We start from the raw sequence: 22,771 nt of genomic DNA, 5'->3' as shown, positions 1-22,771 counted from the left end.
ATGGCAGATGATATTGAAAATATTATATTCTCTAGGTTTGTAAACCAACCCATACCCTTTGAGTTCATTACTATTGAAACTTTACGCGATCGTTGTAAAAAAAACGGATACGATTTATCAAAACCACATCGTATAGAATTTCATGCGCTCATTATTATCTCCAAAGGAGAAAGCACACATACTATCGACTTTAAAGAACAAAAAATTTTTCCCGGTGTAATACTTCCTCTTACCAAAGATCAAGTACACGCATTTAATAAAGAACGGACTACTGATGGATTTGTCATTTCGTTTGAGGAAAGCTTCATTAGCCAAAATATCAGTGAAAAAAATTTATTTCATTTCCTACATATTTACAATACACCTAGTGTCTATATTGGTGAAGAAAATTTACACTCTTTACAATCATTTTTAACATTATTAAAACATTTACATCAAGAAGAAAATTTGAACATGAAACCCGAAATGATTAATTCGGTATTCATGGCACTTTTATTCAAAATAAAACAACTTTCTGTATATCAGCACAAAACATTTGAAAGTAAACGTTTTAAAGATTTTTTGTCTTATAAATTACTCATCACTCAATACTATGCAGAAAGTCACAATGCAAAAAGTTATGCTAAAAAATTAGACGTTTCTTATAAATACCTCAACGATATTTGCAAAGAAATAGGAGGAAAAACCGCCAAAGCTTTTCTTGATAGTTGGTTATTATTAGAAATTAAACGGAATCTTTCTGAGCAAAAATACACATCGCAAGAAATTGCTTTTAAAATGGGTTTCAACGAACCTTCAAACTTCATTCGATTTTTTAAAAAACATACGAGCTTCACTCCAAATCAATTCTTAAAACAACTTACCAAAATATAGCTCGGTTACAGATTGACTATTTTAAGAAATACATAGATAATTCATTTCGTGAAATGTAGAAATACATTTGTACCAACAAAAAAATGAATCTATGAAATTACAAGAACAGCTAAAAATAGTTAGAGATGCAACCATGGAACGCATGCCAAAATCTGTTATTGATACGTTTACAAAAAGTATAGAGAACATTCGCAACAATCAATTACAACAAAATGCTTTACAAGTTGGCGATACAATTCCAAATATTTCATTAATTGACAATTATGGAAATGATGTAAGTATAAAAGAAATTCAGGAGTCAGAATTTCTAATTCTTAACTTTTATCGTGGTGGATGGTGTCCGTATTGCAATATGGAATTACGCGAATTTGAACGCTTACGCAGCGAATTTAAAGCCGTGAATTCAGATATTATTGCCATTAGTGCAGAACTTCCTCAATTGGCTACACAAACCACACAAAAAAATACCATCTCCTATCCTATTTTAACAGATAGAAATGCTGAATTTATGAAAACAATCGGAATTGTTTTTGAACTTGATGAAGCTTCGAAAAAAGAATTTGACAACTTTGGAATGGATTTTTCTAAAATTCATGGCAATCACAATAACGAATTGCCTGTACCTGCAATTTATGTTATAGACAGCAATCAAAAAATAATCTTCATTCATTTTGAAGCTGACTACATGACACGTATGGAACCTTCAATTTTACTTGAAACACTAAAACTCAATAATATTAAAAACAAATACTATGAAAACAAATAAAATCATCTATTGGATTTTCACAGGATTGCTCTGTTTCTTATTCTTTGCAGGCGCCATGATGTATATTTTTAATTATCCCAGAGCCGAAATGTTCTTTAATAACTTAGGATTCCCAACCTGGATTATTTATCCGTTAGCATTCTTAAAAGTTGCTGGTGCAATTACTGTAGCAACTAAATGGAATCTATTTTTAAAAGAATTGGCTTACGCCGGATTTTTATTTGATGCAATTCTTGCTTTAGTAGCACATGTAATGGTAGCAGATGGTGAATATCTATTTTCTGGAATCGCGTTGGTATTCATTACAATTTCTTGGATCTATGATAGAAAAGTATACGGAAACTTAAACCATATTAAAAATGACAACTAAAACAACAACTGGCTTACAGGAAGCTATTGAAATACTCATAAAAGCAGGAACAAGTTTCGATCTAGAAAAACTTGATCAATTATATCATACAGATTTACAAATTATCATGTTTGATGTTGAAAAGCAAAAGTTGTTGGCAGATAAGACTGCTTTTATGCAAATGTTTGAAATGAAAAAAGCTGCTGAAGAACAAGATTTAAATACCTGGGCAGCAATTCATCACGTACAAGTGAATGACAATAAAGGTGTAGTCATTCTTGATAGAAAAGTAAATTTAACAGGCACTGAAAACTTGATCAATTTGGTCATTGATTTCGTTTGGGAAAATGATCGCTGGCAAGTTACTCGTGAAGTTATATTGACTCCATAAACTAAGCTAGAAAATAATACAACTTTTCTCTTTATTTGATTATTTTTGTGCCTTCAATTAATCAATGCGTTACGCGTTAAGGATAGAGGCGACATCCTTTTTGTTATCAAACGTCATTACGAGGAGCAAACGACGAAGTAATTTGTTTCTTTTGTAGCAGATTGTCACAATAAATTTATGATTTGTTTCTCAATGACGATGTTAAAAAAAGATATAGCCGAAAGCCTGACCAAAGGGAACGCCATAAACATAACAAAATGTTACAATTACAATTTATTAGAGACAACAAAGCTCAGATTATTGAAGCTTTGAAGAAAAGGAATTTTGATGCCACTGAGATTGTAAACGAAGTTGTTTCGTTAGACGAAGCACGTAGAGGTTTGCAAGTTGAGTTAGACAACACTTTAGCTTCTTCTAATAAATTATCCAAAGAAATTGGGCAGTTGTTTAAAAGTGGTGAACGTCAGAAAGCAGAGATTTTACGTGAAAAAAGTACGCAGTTAAAAACACAAGCAGAAGGTTTAAGAACCAACTTAAAAGAAAAAGAAACTGCGGTTGCAGAACTTTTATACACCATTCCAAATGTGCCAAACGAATTGGTTCCTGCTGGAAATAGCGAAGATGATAACGAAGAAGTTTTTCGCGCAGGCAACATTCCAACGTTACACGAAAACGCACAACCACATTGGGAATTAGCAAAAAAGTACGATATCATTGATTTTGAACTTGGAAATAAAATTACAGGAGCAGGATTTCCTGTATATAAAGGAAAAGGTGCGCGTTTACAACGTGCGTTAATCCAGTATTTCCTAGATAAAAATACAGATGCTGGATATACGGAATATCAAGTACCGCATTTGGTAAATGAGGCTTCTGGATACGGAACTGGACAATTGCCAGACAAAGAAGGACAAATGTACCACGTAACTGGGGATGATTTGTATTTGATTCCTACTGCAGAAGTTCCTGTGACGAATATGTTTCGTGGCGATTTGCTAAAAGCAGAAGATTTGCCAATTTGCTGTACAGGATATACACCATGTTTTAGACGTGAAGCTGGAAGTTATGGCGCACATGTTCGCGGATTGAATCGTTTGCATCAGTTTGATAAAGTAGAAATTGTACGCATTGAACGTCCAGAAGATTCATATGCAGCATTAGACAGCATGGTAAATCATGTAAAAGAGATTCTAGAAGAATTAAAACTTCCGTACAGAATTTTACGTTTATGCGGTGGCGATTTAGGATTTACATCGGCATTAACGTATGACTTTGAAGTATTTTCTACAGCGCAAGATCGTTGGTTAGAAATTAGTTCTATATCTAATTTTGAGACTTTTCAAGCGAACCGCCTGAAACTCAGAATAAAAGATAAAGATGGTAAAAAACAACTAGCACATACCTTAAATGGAAGTGCTTTGGCATTGCCAAGAGTTTTAGCAGGAATTTTAGAAAATTATCAAACAGAGAATGGAATAGAGATTCCAGACGTATTACGCAGATACACAGGATTTGACATAATTTCTTAAGTCAAAACTTACACATATAATCATATTTTTTTGAAAGATCGATAATGTATTTTATCGATCTTTTTTGCTTTTTATCGGTAAATTATATACGTTTGTGCTCCCAATTATTACATCGATATATGTAACGTAATCCATAGATTAATAGCTAGTACGTTTCATATAAGAGCTAAACACAAAGTGCTATATACCCAAACCTAGTTTTAAATAGTTTATAATCTATGGAATCTTATAGCTAAAAAAATGCCTGAGCAATTGCTCGGGCATTTTGATTTTGAAAAAGTTTCTACTAGCTTTAGCAATTCCCTACAGAACACAACTATTATACAAGAATATATTTATGAAAATAACCAGTCTTACAGCACTACTCAATTCCTGCAATTATAAAGATTTAGATAGCAATCAAGCCTACGAACATGGTAAAGAACAAGAAGACTTTATAAGAACGCTTTTTAATCAATTTCCAGATGTAAAACTTGAAGAAAATTGGGTTGCTCTTTTTTTTGAATATTATGCAAAATTATTTGATGCTGTTTCCGAGCATAAAGGGTTTTCCTCTGCTACGCAACATAAAACAATCTATTTGTGTTCGCCACATACAAATACTTATAGATTGTTAAAGAGATTACTTTGGGATTATATGCTTCATACGCCTGATAAGCTTGATGCCTTGCAAAAAATTAGACTTGGAAATAAAAATTTCATCGAAAGTAATGTTCCCAAAAGTCTTGCCGCTGGTTGGTTAATTTCCTTGTATTTTGATAGTAGTCATGCAAATCTCACCCAAAAATGGAATTTAAATAACGATGAAGAGCAAGTAGTTGTTTTAATGATGCAAGAATTACTTGACCAAATGCAGCATATATTAACACATGAAAATTGCGAATTTAAAGATATCGATGCGCTTTTGGATGCTGCCAGTGATTTTAGAAAAACAATTAGAACACACCAAAAAATACAACCAGACAATACCAATTTAAAAGAGCAAATACATCAATTAAATCTCATAGAATTGATTGGCTTCCATGAGTACGGCGCTCATATATTTGATTCCTTTGAGAAGTTTTATAAAAATGATACAACTTCGTTTTCTAAAGAACTTTTAGCAACTGCTAACTCACAGGAAGAATTACTCTCTACAGCAATTTCTTGCTTCAATACAAACCGAAAAACAAGTTATCTTTTACTGCTAACACATTATTTTTTAATATCATTCAATGAAATTTTAAGCATTGTTGAAGATTTTAAAGAAAGTGTCAGAATTGGAAATAGTTTAGGAAACACTTTTGGTTTTGACCAATTAGAAAGTGCTGTGGAAAATCTTTCAATATGTTCAGAAGAAATAGATGAAATCACAGACTACTTAAGCAAACATACACAAAGTCAAGATGCTAAATTCATTCTAAAAGCCTGCATCAATGATCGCTATTATGGTTTTATAGAAAGTGCGCCAGAAGATGGTAAATTTATAAAACAACTTGTGCAAAAAAGTTTTGACATAACTGCTTCTAATGCTGCCGACACAGAATTGAAAAGATTGTTGATTCGTTGGAATATGCTTGATAAAAATGCAATGGCATCAAAAGACAAAATAGAAATTCCTGAATCATTACCGCAATCTGTAGCTGAATTGGAATTATTGATACAACAACTAAAATTATCATCTCACTTAAAATTTAACGACAAAGCAAGTGAAGCCGATTTTAAAGGTCATGGCTTACCTGATGATCTTAAAGCTGTATATGCTTGGAGAAATGGTTGTGAGGACGATCAATTTTTACCACTTTCTGAAATTGGCGGAATAGAAGCTGAAGTAGAATGGCAATATGATAATCATATGGAAAGTGAAGAAGAAGCTGATGACTATGAGTATTCATGGCCTAAAGAAGTAGACATTAGAGAACACATCGATTTCATTTTTGGCGTAGGACGAGTTGGCAATGGTGATTTCTATTTCATTGATAACGAATGTATCTCCGTAACAAACAAACCAATTGTATTTCGCAGCATTCACGATTCATTATTAACAGCAAGAGCCGTTGCAAACTCCCTAGAAGAATTTATTGCTAGAATGATGATTGAAAAATGTATGACTATTTATGGACCCAACAAAAAACTAGAAGCGCTATTAGAGACAGCTGTTTTAGCTAAAACTTCGTCGTAATTCAAAATATATCATGAAAATTGAACGAATAGATCATATTGTTTTAACTGTGAAAAACATTGAAGAAACCATTGAATTCTACACCAATATTCTCGGAATGAAAGTGATTACTTTTGGTGAAAATCGAAAAGCACTTACTTTCGGAAATCAAAAAATAAATCTTCACGAAAAAGGAAAGGAATTTGAACCTAAAGCAAAACTTCCTACTGTTGGTGCTGCCGATTTATGTTTCATTGTCTCAACAAAAATTGAAACCGTTAAAACTGAATTACTAGATAAAAATATTGAGATTGTTGAAGGTATAGTAGAAAGAACTGGAGCTACAGGAAAAATACGTTCTATCTATCTAAGAGATCCAGACCAAAATTTGATTGAGTTAAGTAACCATATTAAGCATTAATTTTTAATGCATTCAAGTTATAAATTTAAGATAACAAACAAGTCTAAAAGTGCCAAAGCACGGTCTAACAGCGCGTCAGCGCGATCTAAAAATCCAACATTACAATATATTTAACATACTTTATGTTATCTTTGAATAAAAGCTTTTCTATGCGTTATATATTATTCATCATCTTCAGTTTGGCAATGTCTTTACAAGCAGTTGCCCAAAATGATGCGTTGGCGCGACAATATTATGAAAAAGGAGAATACAAAAAAGCCATCGTAGCTTTTGAAAAGCTCTACAAAAAATCGCCGCGAAAAATCAATTATTTTATTGGAATGATTAATAGTCATCAACAATTAGAAGAATTTGATGCTGCCGAAAAATTACTCTTAGAAGCCATTAAAAAACCTAGATTCAATCCTATTTTATTAGTAGAAACTGGTTTTAATTATGATTTAAAGCAAGATACCATTAACGCAAATGCTTATTATGAAAAAGCAGTTGAATTTACAGAACAAAAAGTAACCGCATCATACACGGTTGGTCGTTCATTTGAAAAGAAATCACTATTAGATTATGCTTTGCGCGTGTATAAAAGTGCTATGGCTACCAATCCGAATTATAACTTCCTGAATAATATTGCGCGTATTTACGGAGAAAAGGGAAACATTGAAAAAATGTTTTCTAGTTATTTAGACCTTATCAAAGACAGAGTAGAACAAAAAGGATATGCACAACGTATTATCAGTCAATTTCTTCGAAATGATCCTAATGAAGAAAACAATACATTATTTCGCAAACTATTACTTAAAAGAAATCAGGAAGATCCAAATTTATTATGGAATGAACTTTTAAGCTGGTTATTCATTCAACAAAAGCAATACAAAAGAGCCTTTATACAAGAAAAAGCTATCTACATGCAAGGTGATTATTCGTTGCAACGTATTTTTGAATTGGCAAGCTTGAGTATTGAAGATGGCGACACAGAAACTGCTCGTGAAATATTAACGTATATCATTGATAAATCAACACAAGATTCTACAAAAATTCGTGCGTCTCAAAACTTAATTCAAATAGATATTGAAGCCATTACTGATGGAAATTATGATGAAATTCAGCAACGTTTTGATGAATTATTTCTCAGCTATAATCGAAACTACCGAACAGTTTTACTACAACGCGATTATGCAAATTTCTTGGCGTTTCAAAAAAATGAACCTGAAGCTGCCATCAGTTATTTAAAAGAAACAACGCAGCAAAAACTTACCAAACGTCAACTAGCAGTTGTAAAACTTGCTTTAGGTGATATTTTAGTATATCAAGAACAATTCAATCAAGCATTAATATACTTTTCACAAGTTCAAAAAGCCTTAAAAAATGATGTTACAGGACAAGAAGCTCGTTTTCGTGTAGCACGCACTAGCTATTACAAAGGTGATTTTGAATGGGCAGAAGCACAACTCAAAGTATTAAAATCGTCTGTATCACAACTAATTGCAAATGATGCTTTGCAATTAAAACTCATCATTTCAGATAATTCTTTGGAAGATTCTACACAAACTGCCTTAAAAAAATATGCAAAAGCAGACTTACTAGCCTACCAAAAAAAGGAAACGGCAGCCATAGAAACTTTAGAAGACATTTTACAAAATCACAAAGGCGAAAAAATAGAAGATGAAGCATTACTCATGCAAGCAAAACTCTATGAAAAACGTGGCGAATTTGACAAAGCACGATTAAACTACAAAAAAATCATAGAATTCTATAAAGAAGACATTCTAGTCGATGATGCATACTTTGCGATGGCAAAACTATACTTAAATCACTTTGACGATCCTGAAAAAGCCAAACAATTCTTTGAAGAAATCATTTTCAATCATCAAGACAGCATTCACTATGTAGAAGCGCAAAAATCATATCGAAAATTGCGTGGCGATAACATCAACTAAAAGAATTAAAACCATTCTTCCGTACAATATAATTCAGCTTAAAAGCGTAATTTTGCACTTTATATTCAAAATATAGGTATGTATATATACAACGTTACGATAAACATTGATGACAGCATTCACGAAGAATTTTTAATCTGGATAAAAAAACATATTCCAGACGTACTCGCCACGGGTAAATTTACAGAAGCACGTCTTGTTCAAGTATTAGTAGAAGAAGAAATGGGCGGAACAACCTATGCAGTTCAATACACAGCTGAATCAAAAGATGCACTAGAAGCTTATTACGAAGAAGATGCACCACGTTTACGTGAAGAAGGCATGAAAAAATTTGCAGATAAAATGCTAGGATTCCGTACAGAACTAAAAATCATTCAAGATTTTAACGCCTAAAACAATGAAACATCTCCTACTTTAGTTAAGTAAATTCTAAACCAAGTAAAGATGTTCCATGTGACGAAAAAAGAAGTAAAAACGAACAGATGAAAGAAAGGAAATATTATTCTCAAGGTGCTTACTTTATCAAAGCGATATTAATTGTCATTGTCATTGCAGTAACATTTTACATCATTACTGTACTTTCAGATTCAATGGCAGAATGGTTTAGTATGAAACTGCGCAAAAACTTGGTTTTTATAGAATATGTGATTAATGCGTTCTTCGGAATTATTTCCATACTAACAATTACATATATCGTTCTCACAGGAAAACCACATATTACGATTAGTGATACTACATTGCGCACAAATCGTTTCAAAAAAGATTTTGTAGAACTAAAATCCTATCATCCAGGTAGAGGCGGAAGCGAACCTTACTTAATCTCTCACGATGAAAAACAATATGATCTTGAACTTTCGTGGTTCTCAAAAAGAGATCGAAAAGAAATAGAAGCGCTGATTCAAGAACGCGTGACAACGATATAATTTTTAAGAGATGACTGATAAAGTAAGAGCAAAAAAACATTTAGGACAGCATTTTCTTAAAGATGAAGAAGTTGCGGAACGAATTGCAAATACACTTACGCTCAACAATTATAAAAATGTCTTGGAAATTGGTCCAGGAATGGGCGTTTTAACCAAGTATTTACTCGACAAACCAGTTACTACCTATGTCTGCGAAATTGACACAGAATCTGTAACATATTTGCAAGCACATTACTTACAACTATCTAACAAAATTTTAGAAGAAGATTTTTTAAAATACGATCTCAAGAAAACATTCAAAGAAGAACCATTTGCCATCATCGGAAACTTTCCGTACAACATTTCTACACAAATTGTGTTCAAAACGTTGGCAATGCGCGATCAAATTCCAGAATTCAGCGGCATGTTTCAAAAAGAAGTGGCACAACGTATTTGCGCACCTCACGGAAACAAAACCTACGGAATTTTGTCTGTACTTACACAAGCATTCTATGATGCTGAATATTTATTTACAGTGCCGCCAGGTGTGTTCAATCCGCCGCCAAAAGTAGATTCTGGCGTAATGCGACTCATTCGAAAAGAAAACTTCACACTTCCGTGCGATGAAAAATTATTCTTCAGAGTCGTAAAAACAGCATTTCAACAACGAAGAAAAACACTTCGTAACAGTTTAAAAACATTCAATCTTTCCAATAATTTAAAAGAAGATACTATCTTTGGACTTCGTCCTGAACAATTAGCTGTTCAAGGATTTATAGATTTAACCATCAAGATAGCAAATGATTCCGTTCAAACTTAGCGACGAGCTCATAGCGCAAGTTCAACAATATGTTGAGCAAAAGAAAGATACTGTACTTCTAGAATTGCTAGAGGAAATTCACTATGCAGATATTGCGGAGATCATTGATGAGCTTAATCTTGAGGAAGCAACGTACATTATCAAGCTGTTAGACAGTGAAAAAACTTCAGACATTCTTACAGAAGTTGATGATGACATGCGTGAAAAAATTCTCGAAAATCTATCTGCCAAAGAAATTGCAGAAGAAATAGATGAATTAGATACAGACGATGCTGCCGATATTATCTCTGAACTTCCTGATGAACGAAAACAGGAAGTAATCTCAGAATTAGAAGACAAAGAACACGCCAAGGAAATTGTAGAATTACTTCGTTATGATGAAGATACTGCCGGAGGTTTAATGGCAAAAGAATTAGTAAGTGCCAACGAAAACTGGAATGTATTAACCTGCGTAAAAGAAATGCGCAAACAAGCAGAAGAAGTAACACGTGTACATTCTATCTATGTGATTGATAACGATGGAATTTTAAAAGGTAGACTTTCACTCAAAGACTTACTGACAACATCTACAAGAGCGCATATCAAAGATGTCTACATTCCCAAAGTAGATTATGTCAATGTAAACGACAAAGCGGAAGATGTTGCCAAAGTCATGTCTAAATACGATTTGGAAGCCATTCCTGTAGTTGATGAAATGAAGCGATTAGTAGGTCGTATTACTATTGATGATATTGTAGATGTCATCAAAGAAGAAGCTGAAAAAGATTATCAGTTAGCAGCCGGTATTACCCAAGATGTTGAAGCCGATGATAGTATTTGGGAACTCACGCGCGCACGCTTGCCTTGGTTATTTTTAGGTTTGTTAGGAGGAATTGGCGCAGCTGCTATCATGGAAGGCTTTGACAAAATGCTAGAAAACTATTCTATCCTTTTCTTCTTTACACCATTAATTGCTGCCATGGCTGGAAATGTTGGTGTACAATCAAGTGCCATCATTGTACAAGGTTTAGCTAACGATGATATCAAAGGAAGTATCAATAACCGTTTATGGAAAGAAATGCTACTTGCCTTATTTAACGGAATTGCCTTAGCCATCATTCTATTTGTAGTTGTTTGGATTTGGAAAGAAGATCCGATATCTGCTTTGGCCATTTCAGCATCTTTAGTTATTGTTATTATCGTCGCAGGAATTATTGGCACCTTTATTCCACTATTCTTAGATAAAAGAGGAATTGATCCAGCGATTGCTACTGGTCCATTTATTACCACTAGCAACGATATCTTCGGAATTCTAATCTACTTTATGATTGCCAAACTTATTATTGGGATCTAAAAAAAGCGAACCAAAGTTCGCTTAAATCTATGCTGATTAATTTATACTAACAATCAGCTGTTTCGCATGCAAAATTTATGGAAGGACTACAAATAATTGCGTTTGAAGTACATAATGTATCAGCTTGTGTTTTTACTGTTCTTCTTCCTCCTAAAATAGCTTTAGAATTTTGAGTATTTAATTCAGATACTACTGACTTTTTCAATGACAATGTTTTTAAACCTTTCTTCATAATGTGTAATTTAAATTTCCCTACTCTTTTTAACAATTGGCTTTTCGGAATACGCCATCACTATATATATTAGTGACTTAAAAATAGTTTGGAATTTTAACTTTCATACTCATTTCTAGGTTATACAAGTATGTTTGTAACCATTCATACGTTATTTAACATTCTTTAAAAAGAATATAAATATTTCTAAATACTAAATAAATCTACTTTTTTACCACAAACTAAAAAAGCGAACCGAAGTCAATCATGATCGGAAGAAAAAATCTTCCGACCATGACTGAACCGAAGTTCGCTTTAACATTTATTACAAATTATCTAGCAACCTTGTGAGGCTTCACATGGAGACGTGAAACATGGTCTAAAATCATACCTAGAAACACATTCACCAAAAGGACCGCCTGCTCCTGTTTTTCCTCCAATAATTTCTCCTACTTTAGCAATGTTTAATTCAGAGATTGTTGCTTTTTTCAACTTTAAGATTTTTGTCTGTTTTTTCATAATATTATGTTTTTTAAATCGTTAATGATGAAACAAATGAAGCATTAAATTTGTGGAAGAAAAAGGAAAGCAAACAGTGATTATCGAATTAAAGCATTGAAAATCAGAAAGATCTAAAAACACCACGAAACGCAACTCTATAAATATCAGACATATAAAACAACTCTAAATCGATAATTATCGAATTCAAGGCTATAAAAGGAATGGAAAATCATACAATCAGAAAAGCGGTTCCCGCAGATGCAAAATTTATATCATTATTGGCAAAAATCAACTTTTCTGAATCTTTTGGTAATTTATTTTCTTCCGAAGAAGAACTCCGATTATATATCGACAAGAATTTTTCCATTGAAAAAATGAAGGATTCGCTTGAAAAGAGTGAAAATATTTTTTGGATTGCATATGTACAAACACTTCCTGTGGGATATGCAAAACTTAAAAAAGGCATTCCAGTTCCAGACACAGACTACAATGAAGCCGCAGAACTTCAAAAACTATACATCCTAAAAGATTATATTTCAGAAGGAAACGGCTTGAAATTGAAAATAGACTTTTTTGAAGAAATTCAAAAACTCAGTATCAAACGTGTTTGGCTCAAAGAACTCCATACAGATCAACATGCACTAAATTTTTATAAAGCAAATGACTTTCACAAACATCATACACAATCATTTACTATCGGGAAAGAAGATTTTGTTTTCAATATTATGATGAAGACATTGTAAAATCTCGTAATTTAGTTGCATGAACGCAATTAACATAAAAGACAAATTTAAACTCGTTGACACACAATGGCATCCACGCCAAATTGCAATTGTTGACGATATGCAAGTGATACTCGCCAAAATTCAAGGTGAATTTGTATGGCATAAACACGATGACGAAGACGAACTTTTTCAAGTAATTAAAGGAACTTTGTACATGAAGTTTCGCGACAAAACGGTTACCGTAAACGAAGGCGAAATTATTGTTGTTCCTAAAGGTGTAGAACATTGTCCTGTTACTAAAGATGATGAAGAAGTACATTTGTTACTTTTTGAAAAACTCACCACAGCACATACTGGCGATGTCGTTCATGAAAAAACACAAAGCGAATATCCAAAAATATAACTCACGTGAATATATTACATCTCGATGAAAATCATCCATTGCTTATTTCGCAATTGGAAGCTTTAGGACATACCAATCATGAAGATTACACATCTTCTAAGTCTGAAATTGAAGCAAAAATTCACAAGTACGATGGTTTTATTATTCGCAGTCGATTTAAAATTGATGCCGAGTTTCTAGCAAAAGCAACAAACTTAAAATTTATTGGTCGTGTTGGCGCTGGATTAGAAAATATAGACTGTAAATTTGCTTCAGCACAAGGCATTAAATTAATTTCTGCTCCAGAAGGCAATCGAAATGCTGTTGGCGAACACGCGCTCGGTATGATTTTATCCTTGTTTAATAAATTGAATAAAGCTGATAGAGAAGTTCGTGAAGGAAAATGGTTGCGTGAAGCCAATCGCGGTGTTGAACTAGACGGACAAACTGTTGGAATCATTGGATATGGAAACATGGGAAAAGCATTTTCAAAGAAACTGCGCGGTTTTGAAGCTGAGGTACTTTTTCATGATTTAAAAGAAAATATAGGTGACGAAAATGCCACACAAGTTTCGCTTGCAGAATTGCAAAAACGTGCTACCATACTAAGTTTGCATACGCCACAAACGCCACTTACGCTAAATATGGTAAACAAACAATTCATTGATGCTTTTCAACACAACTTTTGGTTGATTAATACAGCGCGTGGAAAAAGTGTCGTTACCAAAGATTTAGTTGCGGCATTAACATCAGGGAAAATTTTAGGTGCAGGACTAGACGTATTAGAATACGAAAAAAGTTCGTTTGAAAACTTATTTAATGATGATCAAATGCCGTCAGCTTTTCAGTATCTAATCCAGGCAGAAAACGTATTGCTTTCGCCACATGTAGCGGGTTGGACTAAAGAAAGTAAAGAAAAACTAGCACAAACCATCGTAGATAAATTCAAAGTTCATTTTCACTAAAAATGAAAAAGACAGTTTTCATCTTCGCGACTCTTATCATCGCTTTACTTGCGTTGTTTCAACTGAGTAAATTTTCTGTCATACGAGGAGATACAACCTTAGAATTTAGCATTGCTGCCGTTGCGATTGTTTTTTTCTTCATTGGAATCTACATCAATAAAAAGAGAAAACAATCAGAAAATGATGCAGAAACATATTCCGCGGAAGCAAAAAAACCAAAAATTGATCATAAAAAAATTGAATCATTAGGCTTAAGTAAACGTGAATACGAAGTATTGTGTCAACTCGCCAAAGGACATTCCAACAAGGAGATTGCTTCACTCCTATTTGTTTCAGAAAGCACTATAAAAACACATGTTTCTAATGTGTATTCCAAACTTGATGTAAAACGCAGAACACAAGCTATTCAAAAAGCAATAGCGCTTCAAATTCTGTGAATTTCTTAAAATTACTACCTTAGTATGAACAAATTGGTACTTTCGTATGAGTACTATTTTCGGCGTCTCTCCTACTTTTGAGACCTCAAACTAAAACAGTATCACAATGAAAAAAACAATACTTACTTACGGAGCATATGGATTTTTTACAGCACTAATTTTATTTTTTCTTGCCTTATATTTTGGTCAAGGATTGTCTTTTAGAACGCAAGAAGTTATCGGGTTTGCATCCATGTTTACTTCTTTATCTTTTGTGTATTTTGGAATCAGACATTACAAAAATCATGAACTGAACGGAGAAATAAGCTTTAAAACTGCTTTTATTGTCGGCGCTTTAATTTCCTTGTGTGCTGCGGTTGGTTTTGGAATCATGGATACTATTTATATTACTAAAATTAATCCTGATTTTACCGAACAATATTTAGCATATGAAAATGGTTTATTGGATGCTCGAACAGATCTTACTTTAGAAGAAATCAAACTAGAAAAATTAGCTTTACTCAAACAAAGTGAAGCGTATGGAAGTCCATTTATCGTCTTTTTTGTGATGACAATGATGGTTTTTGTGATTGGAGTAATTATTTCACTACTTTCAGCTTTGGTATTGCATAAGAAAAATTAACAACGAAAAACAGAAATATGAAAAATAGAGTAACAGGTTTAGGCGGATTCTTCTTCAAGACAGAAGATCCTAAAGGACTTAAAAACTGGTATGGAAAACACTTAGGTTTGCCTGTAGATGATTACGGTTGTACGTTTTGGTGGAAAGATAAAGAAGGAAATGATTGTTCTACACAATGGAGTACGTTTCCTAATGACACAAAATATTTTCAACCGAGTGAGAAGCAATTTATGATGAACTTTAGAGTTGAAAATTTAGTTGAGTTATTGGCAGTATTAAAAGAAGAAGGCGTGACTGTTGTTGGTGAAATTGAAGAATACAGTTATGGTAAATTTGGCTGGATTATAGATCCTGAAGGCAACAAAATTGAACTTTGGGAACCTAAAGATGATGCCTTTAAATAGTTTTTCTCAATAAAAATTAATAATTTGATAATGAACTATGTAACAAATATCATTTATATTGAACTGATTATAATGAGTTACTGAGTAACCACGTAGTAGTAGAAAATTCAAAAAGATTAATTATGAGTGAAAAAAGTGATGACCTAGAGAAGAAATTAGACGAAGCAAAAGAAGCTATTAATGAGTCTGTTGAAGCCACAGAAAATAAAGCTGAGGAAATCAAAGAAGAAGTAAAAGATACGTTCGATAACGCAAAGGAAAAAGCAACAGAATTCGCAGAAGCAGCACAGGAAAAAGCTGCCGAGTTTGCAGATGAAGCTAAAGAAAAAATTAGCGAATTTGCCGATGTAGCAAAAGAGAAAGCTGCCGATTTTGCTGAAGATGCAAAAGAAGCCTATGGCGACGCCAAAGAAAAAGCATCTGAATTTGCAGAAGAAGCCAAAGACAAGTTTGACGAATACAAAGAAGTCGCAAAGGATAAAGCTGCTGAAATCTCTGAAGAAGCCAAAGAGGTTTTTGAAGATGTAAAAGAAAAAGTGGGAGAATTTGCTGAAGAAGCAGGTGAACGCTTAGAAGACTTTACAGAAGAAGCTAAAGAAGTAATTGAAGAAACGACTAAGAAAACAAAAAGTTTCTTCCAACGTTTGTTTGGAAAATAAAAACACATAAAAAGCTGGAAATATTTCCAGCTTTTTTTATCTTTATTGTAATATTACATTATAATTACATTTCATGGGTATTACAAAGAATCACATCTTCGATGACTATCAAAACGAAACTGCATTAATTACCAAAGTATTAGGACATCCTGCGCGAGTTTCTATGTTACAATATATTAGTAAAAATGAAAATTGTAATTGTAATGATTTGGTAAAAGCAACAGGATTGGCACAACCAACAGTTTCCCAACATCTTTCTGAAATCAAAAGAATTAAATTGCTGAAGCAAAAAAATCAAGGTAAAAACACTTTTTACTCCATAGACGTCGATTTGCTAAATCAGTATCGTAGAAAAATAAATGACTTCTTCGTAAAAATTCAAGTGAATTGCCAAAAGTAACGGATTGTTACACTTATAATACCCTTGTCATAAATATGTTAAAATAACGTCCTTTTGTCGAAAAGATAAAAGGATTCAACATTCTTCTGCTTACATTTGTCACTATAAAATTGTTTGTTTTTGGAGAGTATTCCTCAACAAATACAACCTAAGTACTTTTCAATACAAACAATCAAAAACCTACCAAAAATTATGAAAAATGTACTCGTACTCTGTACAGGAAACTCCTGTCGCAGTCAAATGGCTGACGGATATCTGACACATTTCGCAAAAGAAAAAGCTACTATTTATAGTGCCGGAATTGAAACACACGGCGTAAATCCGAAAGCCGTTGCCATCATGAAATTGGACAATATTGATATCTCTAATAATACGTCCAATAATGTTGCTGAATATACCAATATCGATTTTGATTTTATCATTACTGTTTGCGATCATGCACACGAAAACTGTCCATATATTCCGAGTAAAAACGCAAAACGAATTCATCAAAACTTTTTTGATCCGTCAAAGGTAATTGGTTCAGAAGAGCACATATTTAATGCTTTTAAAAAGACAAGAACTCAGATTAAAGCTTTTTGCAAGGATTTTGTAGCTACAGAGTTGGGATAATTTGTCATTTATGAAATTGTTTTTATGAAATTTCAAACTACACTTTGAAATCTCTCAATACCGACATCTCAGCACTCAATACTAATTAAAACACCAAAAATCACAATATCTGCTCATAGAAATGTGTCGTTTCTGCTAAAAAGCTTCTTTTCCTGCGAAAATTAAAATATTTTTGATCGGAATTAGTTTAGTTGTAGATGAAGTCACTCTTTCTATTTTTTTGTGCTGCATTGTTTTTCACTGTAAATCTTCAGGGACAAACAAAAAATCGCCGTACAAAAAAAGTGGCTGTAAAAGATTCTATCGTGTTAGATTCGGTAAGTATCAATCCGTTTCAATTTAAATTAACGGATAAAGCAAATAAGCAAATTGATTCTACCGCGTATCGAATTGATTTTAAAAAAGCGATTTTATATTTAGACCTAACAAAAATCAGTACAGATTCCATTCTCGTAAGCTATACTAAATATCCAGAATTTTTAACAAAGAAGTATAGTGGTTTCAATAAAGATGTTATTGTAGAAAACCCAATAGATATCGACAAAATTGTTTCACTAAAATCTAACAGAGAAGTTGCCAATACACGATTGTTTGACGGTTTAAATACGTCTGGAAGTATTTCGCGTGGTGTGACCATTGGAAATAATCAAAATACGGTATTGAATTCGGAGTTAGACTTACAGATTTCTGGAAAAATTTCTGAGAATATTACGCTTCGCGCGTCTATTCAAGATGCAAACATTCCTATACAGGAAAGTGGTTATTCGCAGCGTTTGGACGAATTTGATCAAGTTTTTATTGAATTGGAAAGCAAAAATTGGAAAGTACGTGCCGGAGATGTAAATCTAGAAAATACGACAACCGATTTTATGCGTTTTCAGAAAAAAGTACAAGGTGTTGGCGTAACAGCAACCTTGCCTGGAGAAAATGGAAAAACAACACTTTTTGCTTCTGGAGCTTTGGTTCGCGGACGTTATACACAAAGTAGATTTCAAGGACAAGAAGGAAATCAAGGTCCGTATAAGCTGACTGGACCCAATCAGGAATTGTTTATTTTAATTATTTCGGGAAGTGAAACCGTATACGTAAACGGATTGCCTGTAGAACGTGGAGAAAACAACGATTACGTGATTGATTACAACGCGGGAGAAATTACGTTTACTTCTAAATACCCTATTACTTCCGAAATGCGTATTACGGTAGAGTATCAATTTACAGATAACAACTATACACGTTTTGTTGCGTATGGTGGCGCACAGTATGAACATGAAAAGTTCAAAATTGCTGGATACGTATATTCTGAAAATGACTCTAAAAACCAGCCAATTCAGCAAAATTTATCAGAAGAACAAGTGAATATTTTACGTGATGCTGGAGACGATCAACAGTTAATGTCTGCGCCTTCTGCCGTAGAACAAGCCTTTTCTGAAAATCGAATTTTATACCGAAAAGAAACCATTGACGGTATGGAAGTTTTTGTGTTTTCTGTGAATCCTGATGATACCTTGTTTGATGTTCGTTTCACGCTTGTAGGTGATAATCAAGGAAATTATGTGTTATCAAATACAGCTTCTAACGGAAGAATTTACGAATATGTTTCACCAATTGCTGGTATTCCGCAGGGAAATTATGAACCAATTATTCAATTAGTTTCACCAACCAAAACACAGGTTGCTGTCATAAACGGATCGTATACACCAAGCGAAAAAACGGCTGCACAATTTGAAGTTGGTTTTAGCAATAATGATGAAAACTTATTTTCGTCTTTGGACGATGATGACAATCAAGGAATTGCTGCCAAAGTAAGTGTAAAACAGCAATTAATAGATAAAAAGTGGAAAGTTGGTAGTTTTGCTAATTTCAATTATATCGATGAGAAATTCCAAACGATTGAACGTTTATATTCTATTGAATTTAATCGTGATTGGAATATTGATACGAACTTCAACATCGGAAATCAACAGTTTTTAGCGACAGGTTTAGATTTTTCTAATGAAGAAAATGGAACTGCGCAGTATCGTTTTGAATATTTAGATTTTACGAATAATGCCACAGGAAATCGCCACGTAATTAACTCCGATTTAAAGTTTGGTAACTTACAGTTACGTTCTAACGGAAGTTTGCTAACCAATGAAACAGTGACTTCAACTTCTGATTTTTTACGTTTCTACGCACGTTCAACGTATAGTTTTACTAAAAGTTGGGTTGGTGCGCAAGTGAGCTTGGAAAGTAACGAACAAAAAGAAATTGCTACGGAAGCTTTTACTCCATTAAGTCAGCGTTTTAAAGCTTATACAGGTTTTGTAGGAGTTGGTGATAGTTTAAAAATTCATGCAGAAATTGGATATACATATCGTGTGAACGATAGTTTACGCAACAATAATTTGCAACGTGTAAATACCTCAAACACCTACTTTTTAAAATCTCGATTGATTCAAAATAAAAATACACAATTGTCACTTTTTGTCAATTATAGAACCTTAAATCAAGAAGACGAAACGCAAGAAGATGAAAAATCTTTGAATTCACGTTTAGTGTATCAACAACGATTGTTTAATAAGATTGCAACACTAAATACAGTGTACGAAACCAATTCTGGAACGCTTCCACAACAAGAATTTACATATGTACAAGTTGATCCTGGACAAGGAGTGTATACATGGAATGATTATAATAATAACGGAATTCAAGAATTAAACGAATTTGAACTCGCTCAGTTTCCTGATGAAGCTATTTATGTGCGTGTGTTGTTACCGAATCAAATTTTTATTAAAACGCATCAAAATAAGTTTAGCCAAGTAATAACTTTAAATCCTACACAATGGAATACAAGTAATGCTTCTGGTTTTAAGAAATTTTTATCGCATTTTTACAATCAAAGTTCATTTTTAATAGATAGAAAGATTCGTCGTGAAAATGATAATTTCAATTTTAATCCTTTTGATGATGATGAAGGTGAAAATGTTTTAGGATTAAATCAGAGTTTACGAAATGCACTTTTCTTTAATCGCGGAAAGCAGAAATACACAACTTCGTACACATATTTAAATGCCAAGTCTAAAAACTTACTTTCTATTGGTTCACAAGAAAATATCAACACATCACATCAACTTCAGTTTACACATAAAATCGGTAAATTTTGGCTCACAGATTTGATTAGCAGTACTGGAAAAACAGAAAGTATTTCTGAAAATTTCTTGAATAAAAACTTTGAAATTAACCTATTTAAGGTAGAACCTACTTTTTCATACTTATTTAGTCGAAATAGTCGATTTAGTGTTTTTTATAAATACGAAAACAAAGAAAATCAAGTCGGCGACTCAGAAACGTTAACACAGCAAAAAGTAGGTGTTTCATTTGCGTATAGCAATCAACAAAAAATAGCGCTCAATGGTGAGTTTAATTATTTTAAAAACGACTTTTCCGGAAATGCATTTTCACCTGTTGGTTACCAAATGTTAGAAGGTTTACAACCTGGAACAAACTTTACTTGGAATTTGTTGGTTCAGAAAAAATTGACCAAGTTTTTAGATTTAAACCTTTCGTATTTCGGCAGAAAAAGTGAATCATCACGCACAATTCACACTGGAAACGTACAATTAAAAGCTTTCTTTTAGCGCCTTTCAGACTAGAGTTTAAAAACATTTCGAAGAATTTGTTTAAAATTATTCTAAATAATAACGCAACCTTTTTGCACTTCTTGAATCTATAATGGTATAATTGTTGTTAAACTAAGCAACATACAACAACAAAATCGTTAATTATGAAATGAGCTATAACTTTTTGTTTGTATAAACATCAAGATTACTAGCGAGTTACATCTGACAAAAATTAATACTAAAAAAACAAACAGATGAAAAACAACTTTACTCTTAAATTACTTGCATTATTCCTTTTTATAGGATTTCAATCGTACGCACAACAACCAGATTCTGATGATATTTATGGCGTTGGCGATCGTAAAAACGAAATACGCTTAGACGTTTTTGATGCGGCATTTTTCTCCGCTTTAGACTTTAGCTACGAGCGCGTAGACGATACAGCTATTGGCTATGGAGCATCTTTATTTGTAAACTTAAAAGACCCGAAAGACGATGCAGCATATTATGAAAAGTTTGCTTTTACACCATTTTTCAGATTTTACTTTTTTAATAAAGAAGATTACGGAGCAAAAGGTCTTTTTGTAGAAGTATTTTCAAAATTTGCTTCAGGTGAAAACCCAGATGATTTACAAGAAGATTATTTTGATGCAGCGCTTGGAGTTGCTATTGGTAAAAAGTGGGTAAATAAAAGAGGATTTATGTTAGAGATTTCTCTTGGTGGTGGACGAAATATAGGATTGGACGACAATTCTCCTGAGTTTACTTTTAGAGGTGGAATTTCTTTAGGATACAGATTTTAAAAAAGGTAAACATTATATTAAAAGCAGAAAAGCCTGTTGTTCTAAATATTGAACAGCAGGCTTTTTTTGAAAAAATGATTTTTTTAGTTAAAATATTACCAGCAATATCCTTTAATAGACGACACTTGATTATTCCATGTAGCCGTACGCCAAAACCATATTCTATAAAGTATATAATAACGTAAACTAGGAATTCCATATCCTGTATAACCTGTATTTTGATAAAAAGCTAAAGTTCTACCATTCATACAAGCATCTTCATATAGTATAGTATAGGATCTTTTATTAGAAGGCTTTCTAACAATTAATGAAGACATTTTATCATTATACGTAGATCCTACCCAATGATTTCTAAAATAATATCTTCCATTTCTACGTAATGGCACCATTTCATTTCCATAAGAAAAATCTTCGTAAAAATAAAATCTTCCTTCTCCAAATATATCTAAGCTATAACATGGATTGTGAAATTGTTGATTAGTAGCATACTCTTGTTCATCTGGCATCATAACAGAACTATTCACTTGAACAAAAGCTTCCATTTCAGTTTTTGAATCAAACAAATTAAATTGTAAAATTATTGATTCTGGAGTTCTAATAGTTCCATTAGGATCATATTCTTCTAGTTCAGTAACTAATACCGAACTTGCTCTTTCATCAGTACTAAACAATTCTTCTGCACGGCGTACATCTCCATCTACGCTCACTATTTCTTCTGATTCATTATTGACTATATAATTTACAGAAAACTCTTCTCCGTTGTAATTATACACATGTTTTACAACAGTTACGTTCTCGTTGTTTGTTCCTTCTTTTGATTGAAAAGTAGCTTCTACTTCAGTTTGTTCTTCTACGTTATCTGTTTGACAACTTGTAATTGAAAGAACGGCTATGGCTAGCATTCCTAGGTACGTTTTGATTTTTTTCATGATAATTAGATTTAATGGTTATATTGTTTCTATAATTTGATTTGGCTTGTGTGTTCTCTTTAAA

At 32.9% G+C, this 22,771-nt stretch carries 26 protein-coding genes; 23 read left to right on the top strand and 3 right to left on the bottom strand.

Going from position 1 to position 22,771, the window contains the following annotated elements; translation table 11 throughout:
- From ACOQOS_RS16850 to mgtE, 12 genes are all read left to right on the top strand, one after another.
- Positions 1–873: a helix-turn-helix domain-containing protein gene (locus ACOQOS_RS16850; RefSeq protein ID WP_420571642.1), complete on the top strand. Its 873-nt coding sequence runs from the start codon at positions 1–3 to the stop codon at positions 871–873.
- A 91-nt stretch (positions 874–964) separates the two neighbouring features.
- Positions 965–1,639, top strand: a complete 675-nt coding sequence (locus tag ACOQOS_RS16845; RefSeq protein ID WP_420571641.1) for a peroxiredoxin-like family protein — start codon at positions 965–967, stop codon at positions 1,637–1,639.
- Positions 1,626–2,009 (top strand): DoxX family protein, encoded by a 384-nt coding sequence (locus tag ACOQOS_RS16840; RefSeq protein WP_420571640.1) that lies wholly within the window; start codon positions 1,626–1,628, stop codon positions 2,007–2,009. The genes ACOQOS_RS16845 and ACOQOS_RS16840 overlap by 14 nt, the downstream gene beginning before the upstream one ends.
- Positions 1,999–2,379, top strand: a complete 381-nt coding sequence (locus ACOQOS_RS16835) for a hypothetical protein (RefSeq protein ID WP_420571639.1) — start codon at positions 1,999–2,001, stop codon at positions 2,377–2,379. The genes ACOQOS_RS16840 and ACOQOS_RS16835 overlap by 11 nt, the downstream gene beginning before the upstream one ends.
- Positions 2,380–2,636: 257 nt before the next feature.
- Positions 2,637–3,908, top strand: a complete 1,272-nt coding sequence (gene serS / locus ACOQOS_RS16830) for a serine--tRNA ligase (protein ID WP_420571638.1) — start codon at positions 2,637–2,639, stop codon at positions 3,906–3,908.
- Positions 3,909–4,245: 337 nt separating this feature from the next.
- Positions 4,246–6,069: an SMI1/KNR4 family protein gene (locus ACOQOS_RS16825; RefSeq protein ID WP_420571637.1), complete on the top strand. Its 1,824-nt coding sequence runs from the start codon at positions 4,246–4,248 to the stop codon at positions 6,067–6,069.
- A gap of 13 nt (positions 6,070–6,082) precedes the next feature.
- The gene (locus tag ACOQOS_RS16820) at positions 6,083–6,469 is read left to right on the top strand and encodes a VOC family protein (protein WP_420571636.1); all 387 of its coding nucleotides are present in this window, start codon (positions 6,083–6,085) and stop codon (positions 6,467–6,469) included.
- Positions 6,470–6,618: 149 nt separating this feature from the next.
- Entirely contained in the window at positions 6,619–8,403 is a 1,785-nt protein-coding gene (locus ACOQOS_RS16815; RefSeq protein WP_420571635.1) for a tetratricopeptide repeat protein, read from the top strand.
- 78 nt (positions 8,404–8,481) lie between these two features.
- Positions 8,482–8,796 (top strand): DUF4286 family protein, encoded by a 315-nt coding sequence (locus tag ACOQOS_RS16810; RefSeq protein WP_420571634.1) that lies wholly within the window; start codon positions 8,482–8,484, stop codon positions 8,794–8,796.
- Positions 8,797–8,885: 89 nt separating this feature from the next.
- Positions 8,886–9,326, top strand: coding sequence for a hypothetical protein (locus ACOQOS_RS16805; protein WP_420571633.1), 441 nt, complete (start codon positions 8,886–8,888; stop codon positions 9,324–9,326).
- Between the two features lie 10 nt (positions 9,327–9,336).
- On the top strand, positions 9,337–10,125 hold the full coding sequence (rsmA, locus tag ACOQOS_RS16800; RefSeq protein ID WP_420571632.1) for a 16S rRNA (adenine(1518)-N(6)/adenine(1519)-N(6))-dimethyltransferase RsmA: 789 nt from the start codon (positions 9,337–9,339) through the stop codon (positions 10,123–10,125).
- Positions 10,106–11,458, top strand: a complete 1,353-nt coding sequence (mgtE, locus tag ACOQOS_RS16795; protein ID WP_420571631.1) for a magnesium transporter — start codon at positions 10,106–10,108, stop codon at positions 11,456–11,458. Before rsmA ends, mgtE begins: the two co-directional genes overlap by 20 nt.
- Before the next feature lie 46 nt (positions 11,459–11,504).
- Here mgtE and ACOQOS_RS16790 read toward each other — a convergent pair whose 3' ends face one another.
- Positions 11,505–11,690, bottom strand: a complete 186-nt coding sequence (locus ACOQOS_RS16790) for a hypothetical protein (RefSeq protein ID WP_420571630.1) — start codon at positions 11,688–11,690, stop codon at positions 11,505–11,507.
- A gap of 315 nt (positions 11,691–12,005) precedes the next feature.
- A complete protein-coding gene (locus ACOQOS_RS16785; protein WP_420571629.1) occupies positions 12,006–12,188 on the bottom strand; it encodes a hypothetical protein in 183 nt (60 codons plus the stop codon).
- A gap of 203 nt (positions 12,189–12,391) precedes the next feature.
- On the opposite strand from ACOQOS_RS16785, the gene ACOQOS_RS16780 reads away from it, so the two are divergent.
- From ACOQOS_RS16780 to ACOQOS_RS16730, 11 genes are all read left to right on the top strand, one after another.
- Positions 12,392–12,913, top strand: a complete 522-nt coding sequence (locus ACOQOS_RS16780) for a GNAT family N-acetyltransferase (RefSeq protein WP_420571628.1) — start codon at positions 12,392–12,394, stop codon at positions 12,911–12,913.
- 19 nt (positions 12,914–12,932) lie between these two features.
- On the top strand, positions 12,933–13,298 hold the full coding sequence (locus ACOQOS_RS16775) for a cupin domain-containing protein (RefSeq protein ID WP_420571627.1): 366 nt from the start codon (positions 12,933–12,935) through the stop codon (positions 13,296–13,298).
- A gap of 5 nt (positions 13,299–13,303) precedes the next feature.
- Positions 13,304–14,242 (top strand): 2-hydroxyacid dehydrogenase, encoded by a 939-nt coding sequence (locus ACOQOS_RS16770; protein ID WP_420571626.1) that lies wholly within the window; start codon positions 13,304–13,306, stop codon positions 14,240–14,242.
- Between the two features lie 2 nt (positions 14,243–14,244).
- Positions 14,245–14,679, top strand: a complete 435-nt coding sequence (locus tag ACOQOS_RS16765) for a response regulator transcription factor (protein ID WP_420571625.1) — start codon at positions 14,245–14,247, stop codon at positions 14,677–14,679.
- 106 nt (positions 14,680–14,785) lie between these two features.
- Entirely contained in the window at positions 14,786–15,301 is a 516-nt protein-coding gene (locus tag ACOQOS_RS16760; protein WP_420571624.1) for a DUF4199 domain-containing protein, read from the top strand.
- A gap of 17 nt (positions 15,302–15,318) precedes the next feature.
- A complete protein-coding gene (locus ACOQOS_RS16755) occupies positions 15,319–15,705 on the top strand; it encodes a VOC family protein (protein WP_420571623.1) in 387 nt (128 codons plus the stop codon).
- A 122-nt stretch (positions 15,706–15,827) separates the two neighbouring features.
- The gene (locus tag ACOQOS_RS16750; protein WP_420571622.1) at positions 15,828–16,364 is read left to right on the top strand and encodes a hypothetical protein; all 537 of its coding nucleotides are present in this window, start codon (positions 15,828–15,830) and stop codon (positions 16,362–16,364) included.
- Between the two features lie 73 nt (positions 16,365–16,437).
- On the top strand, positions 16,438–16,764 hold the full coding sequence (locus ACOQOS_RS16745; RefSeq protein WP_420571621.1) for an ArsR/SmtB family transcription factor: 327 nt from the start codon (positions 16,438–16,440) through the stop codon (positions 16,762–16,764).
- 192 nt (positions 16,765–16,956) lie between these two features.
- Positions 16,957–17,376, top strand: coding sequence for an arsenate reductase ArsC (locus tag ACOQOS_RS16740; protein WP_420571620.1), 420 nt, complete (start codon positions 16,957–16,959; stop codon positions 17,374–17,376).
- A 197-nt stretch (positions 17,377–17,573) separates the two neighbouring features.
- Positions 17,574–20,993 (top strand): hypothetical protein, encoded by a 3,420-nt coding sequence (locus tag ACOQOS_RS16735; protein ID WP_420571619.1) that lies wholly within the window; start codon positions 17,574–17,576, stop codon positions 20,991–20,993.
- Between the two features lie 236 nt (positions 20,994–21,229).
- Positions 21,230–21,778 (top strand): hypothetical protein, encoded by a 549-nt coding sequence (locus tag ACOQOS_RS16730; RefSeq protein WP_420571618.1) that lies wholly within the window; start codon positions 21,230–21,232, stop codon positions 21,776–21,778.
- 95 nt (positions 21,779–21,873) lie between these two features.
- Here the strand turns inward: ACOQOS_RS16730 and ACOQOS_RS16725 are convergent, their stop codons facing one another.
- On the bottom strand, positions 21,874–22,707 hold the full coding sequence (locus ACOQOS_RS16725; RefSeq protein WP_420571617.1) for a hypothetical protein: 834 nt from the start codon (positions 22,705–22,707) through the stop codon (positions 21,874–21,876).
- Between the last annotated feature and the right edge of the window lie 64 nt (positions 22,708–22,771).

Source organism: Kordia sp. (assembly GCF_965224175.1).
Taxonomy (GTDB): Bacteria; Bacteroidota; Bacteroidia; order Flavobacteriales; family Flavobacteriaceae; genus Kordia.
Note: the sequence above shows the minus strand (reverse complement) of the source record. Positions and strands in the feature narration are given on the sequence as shown.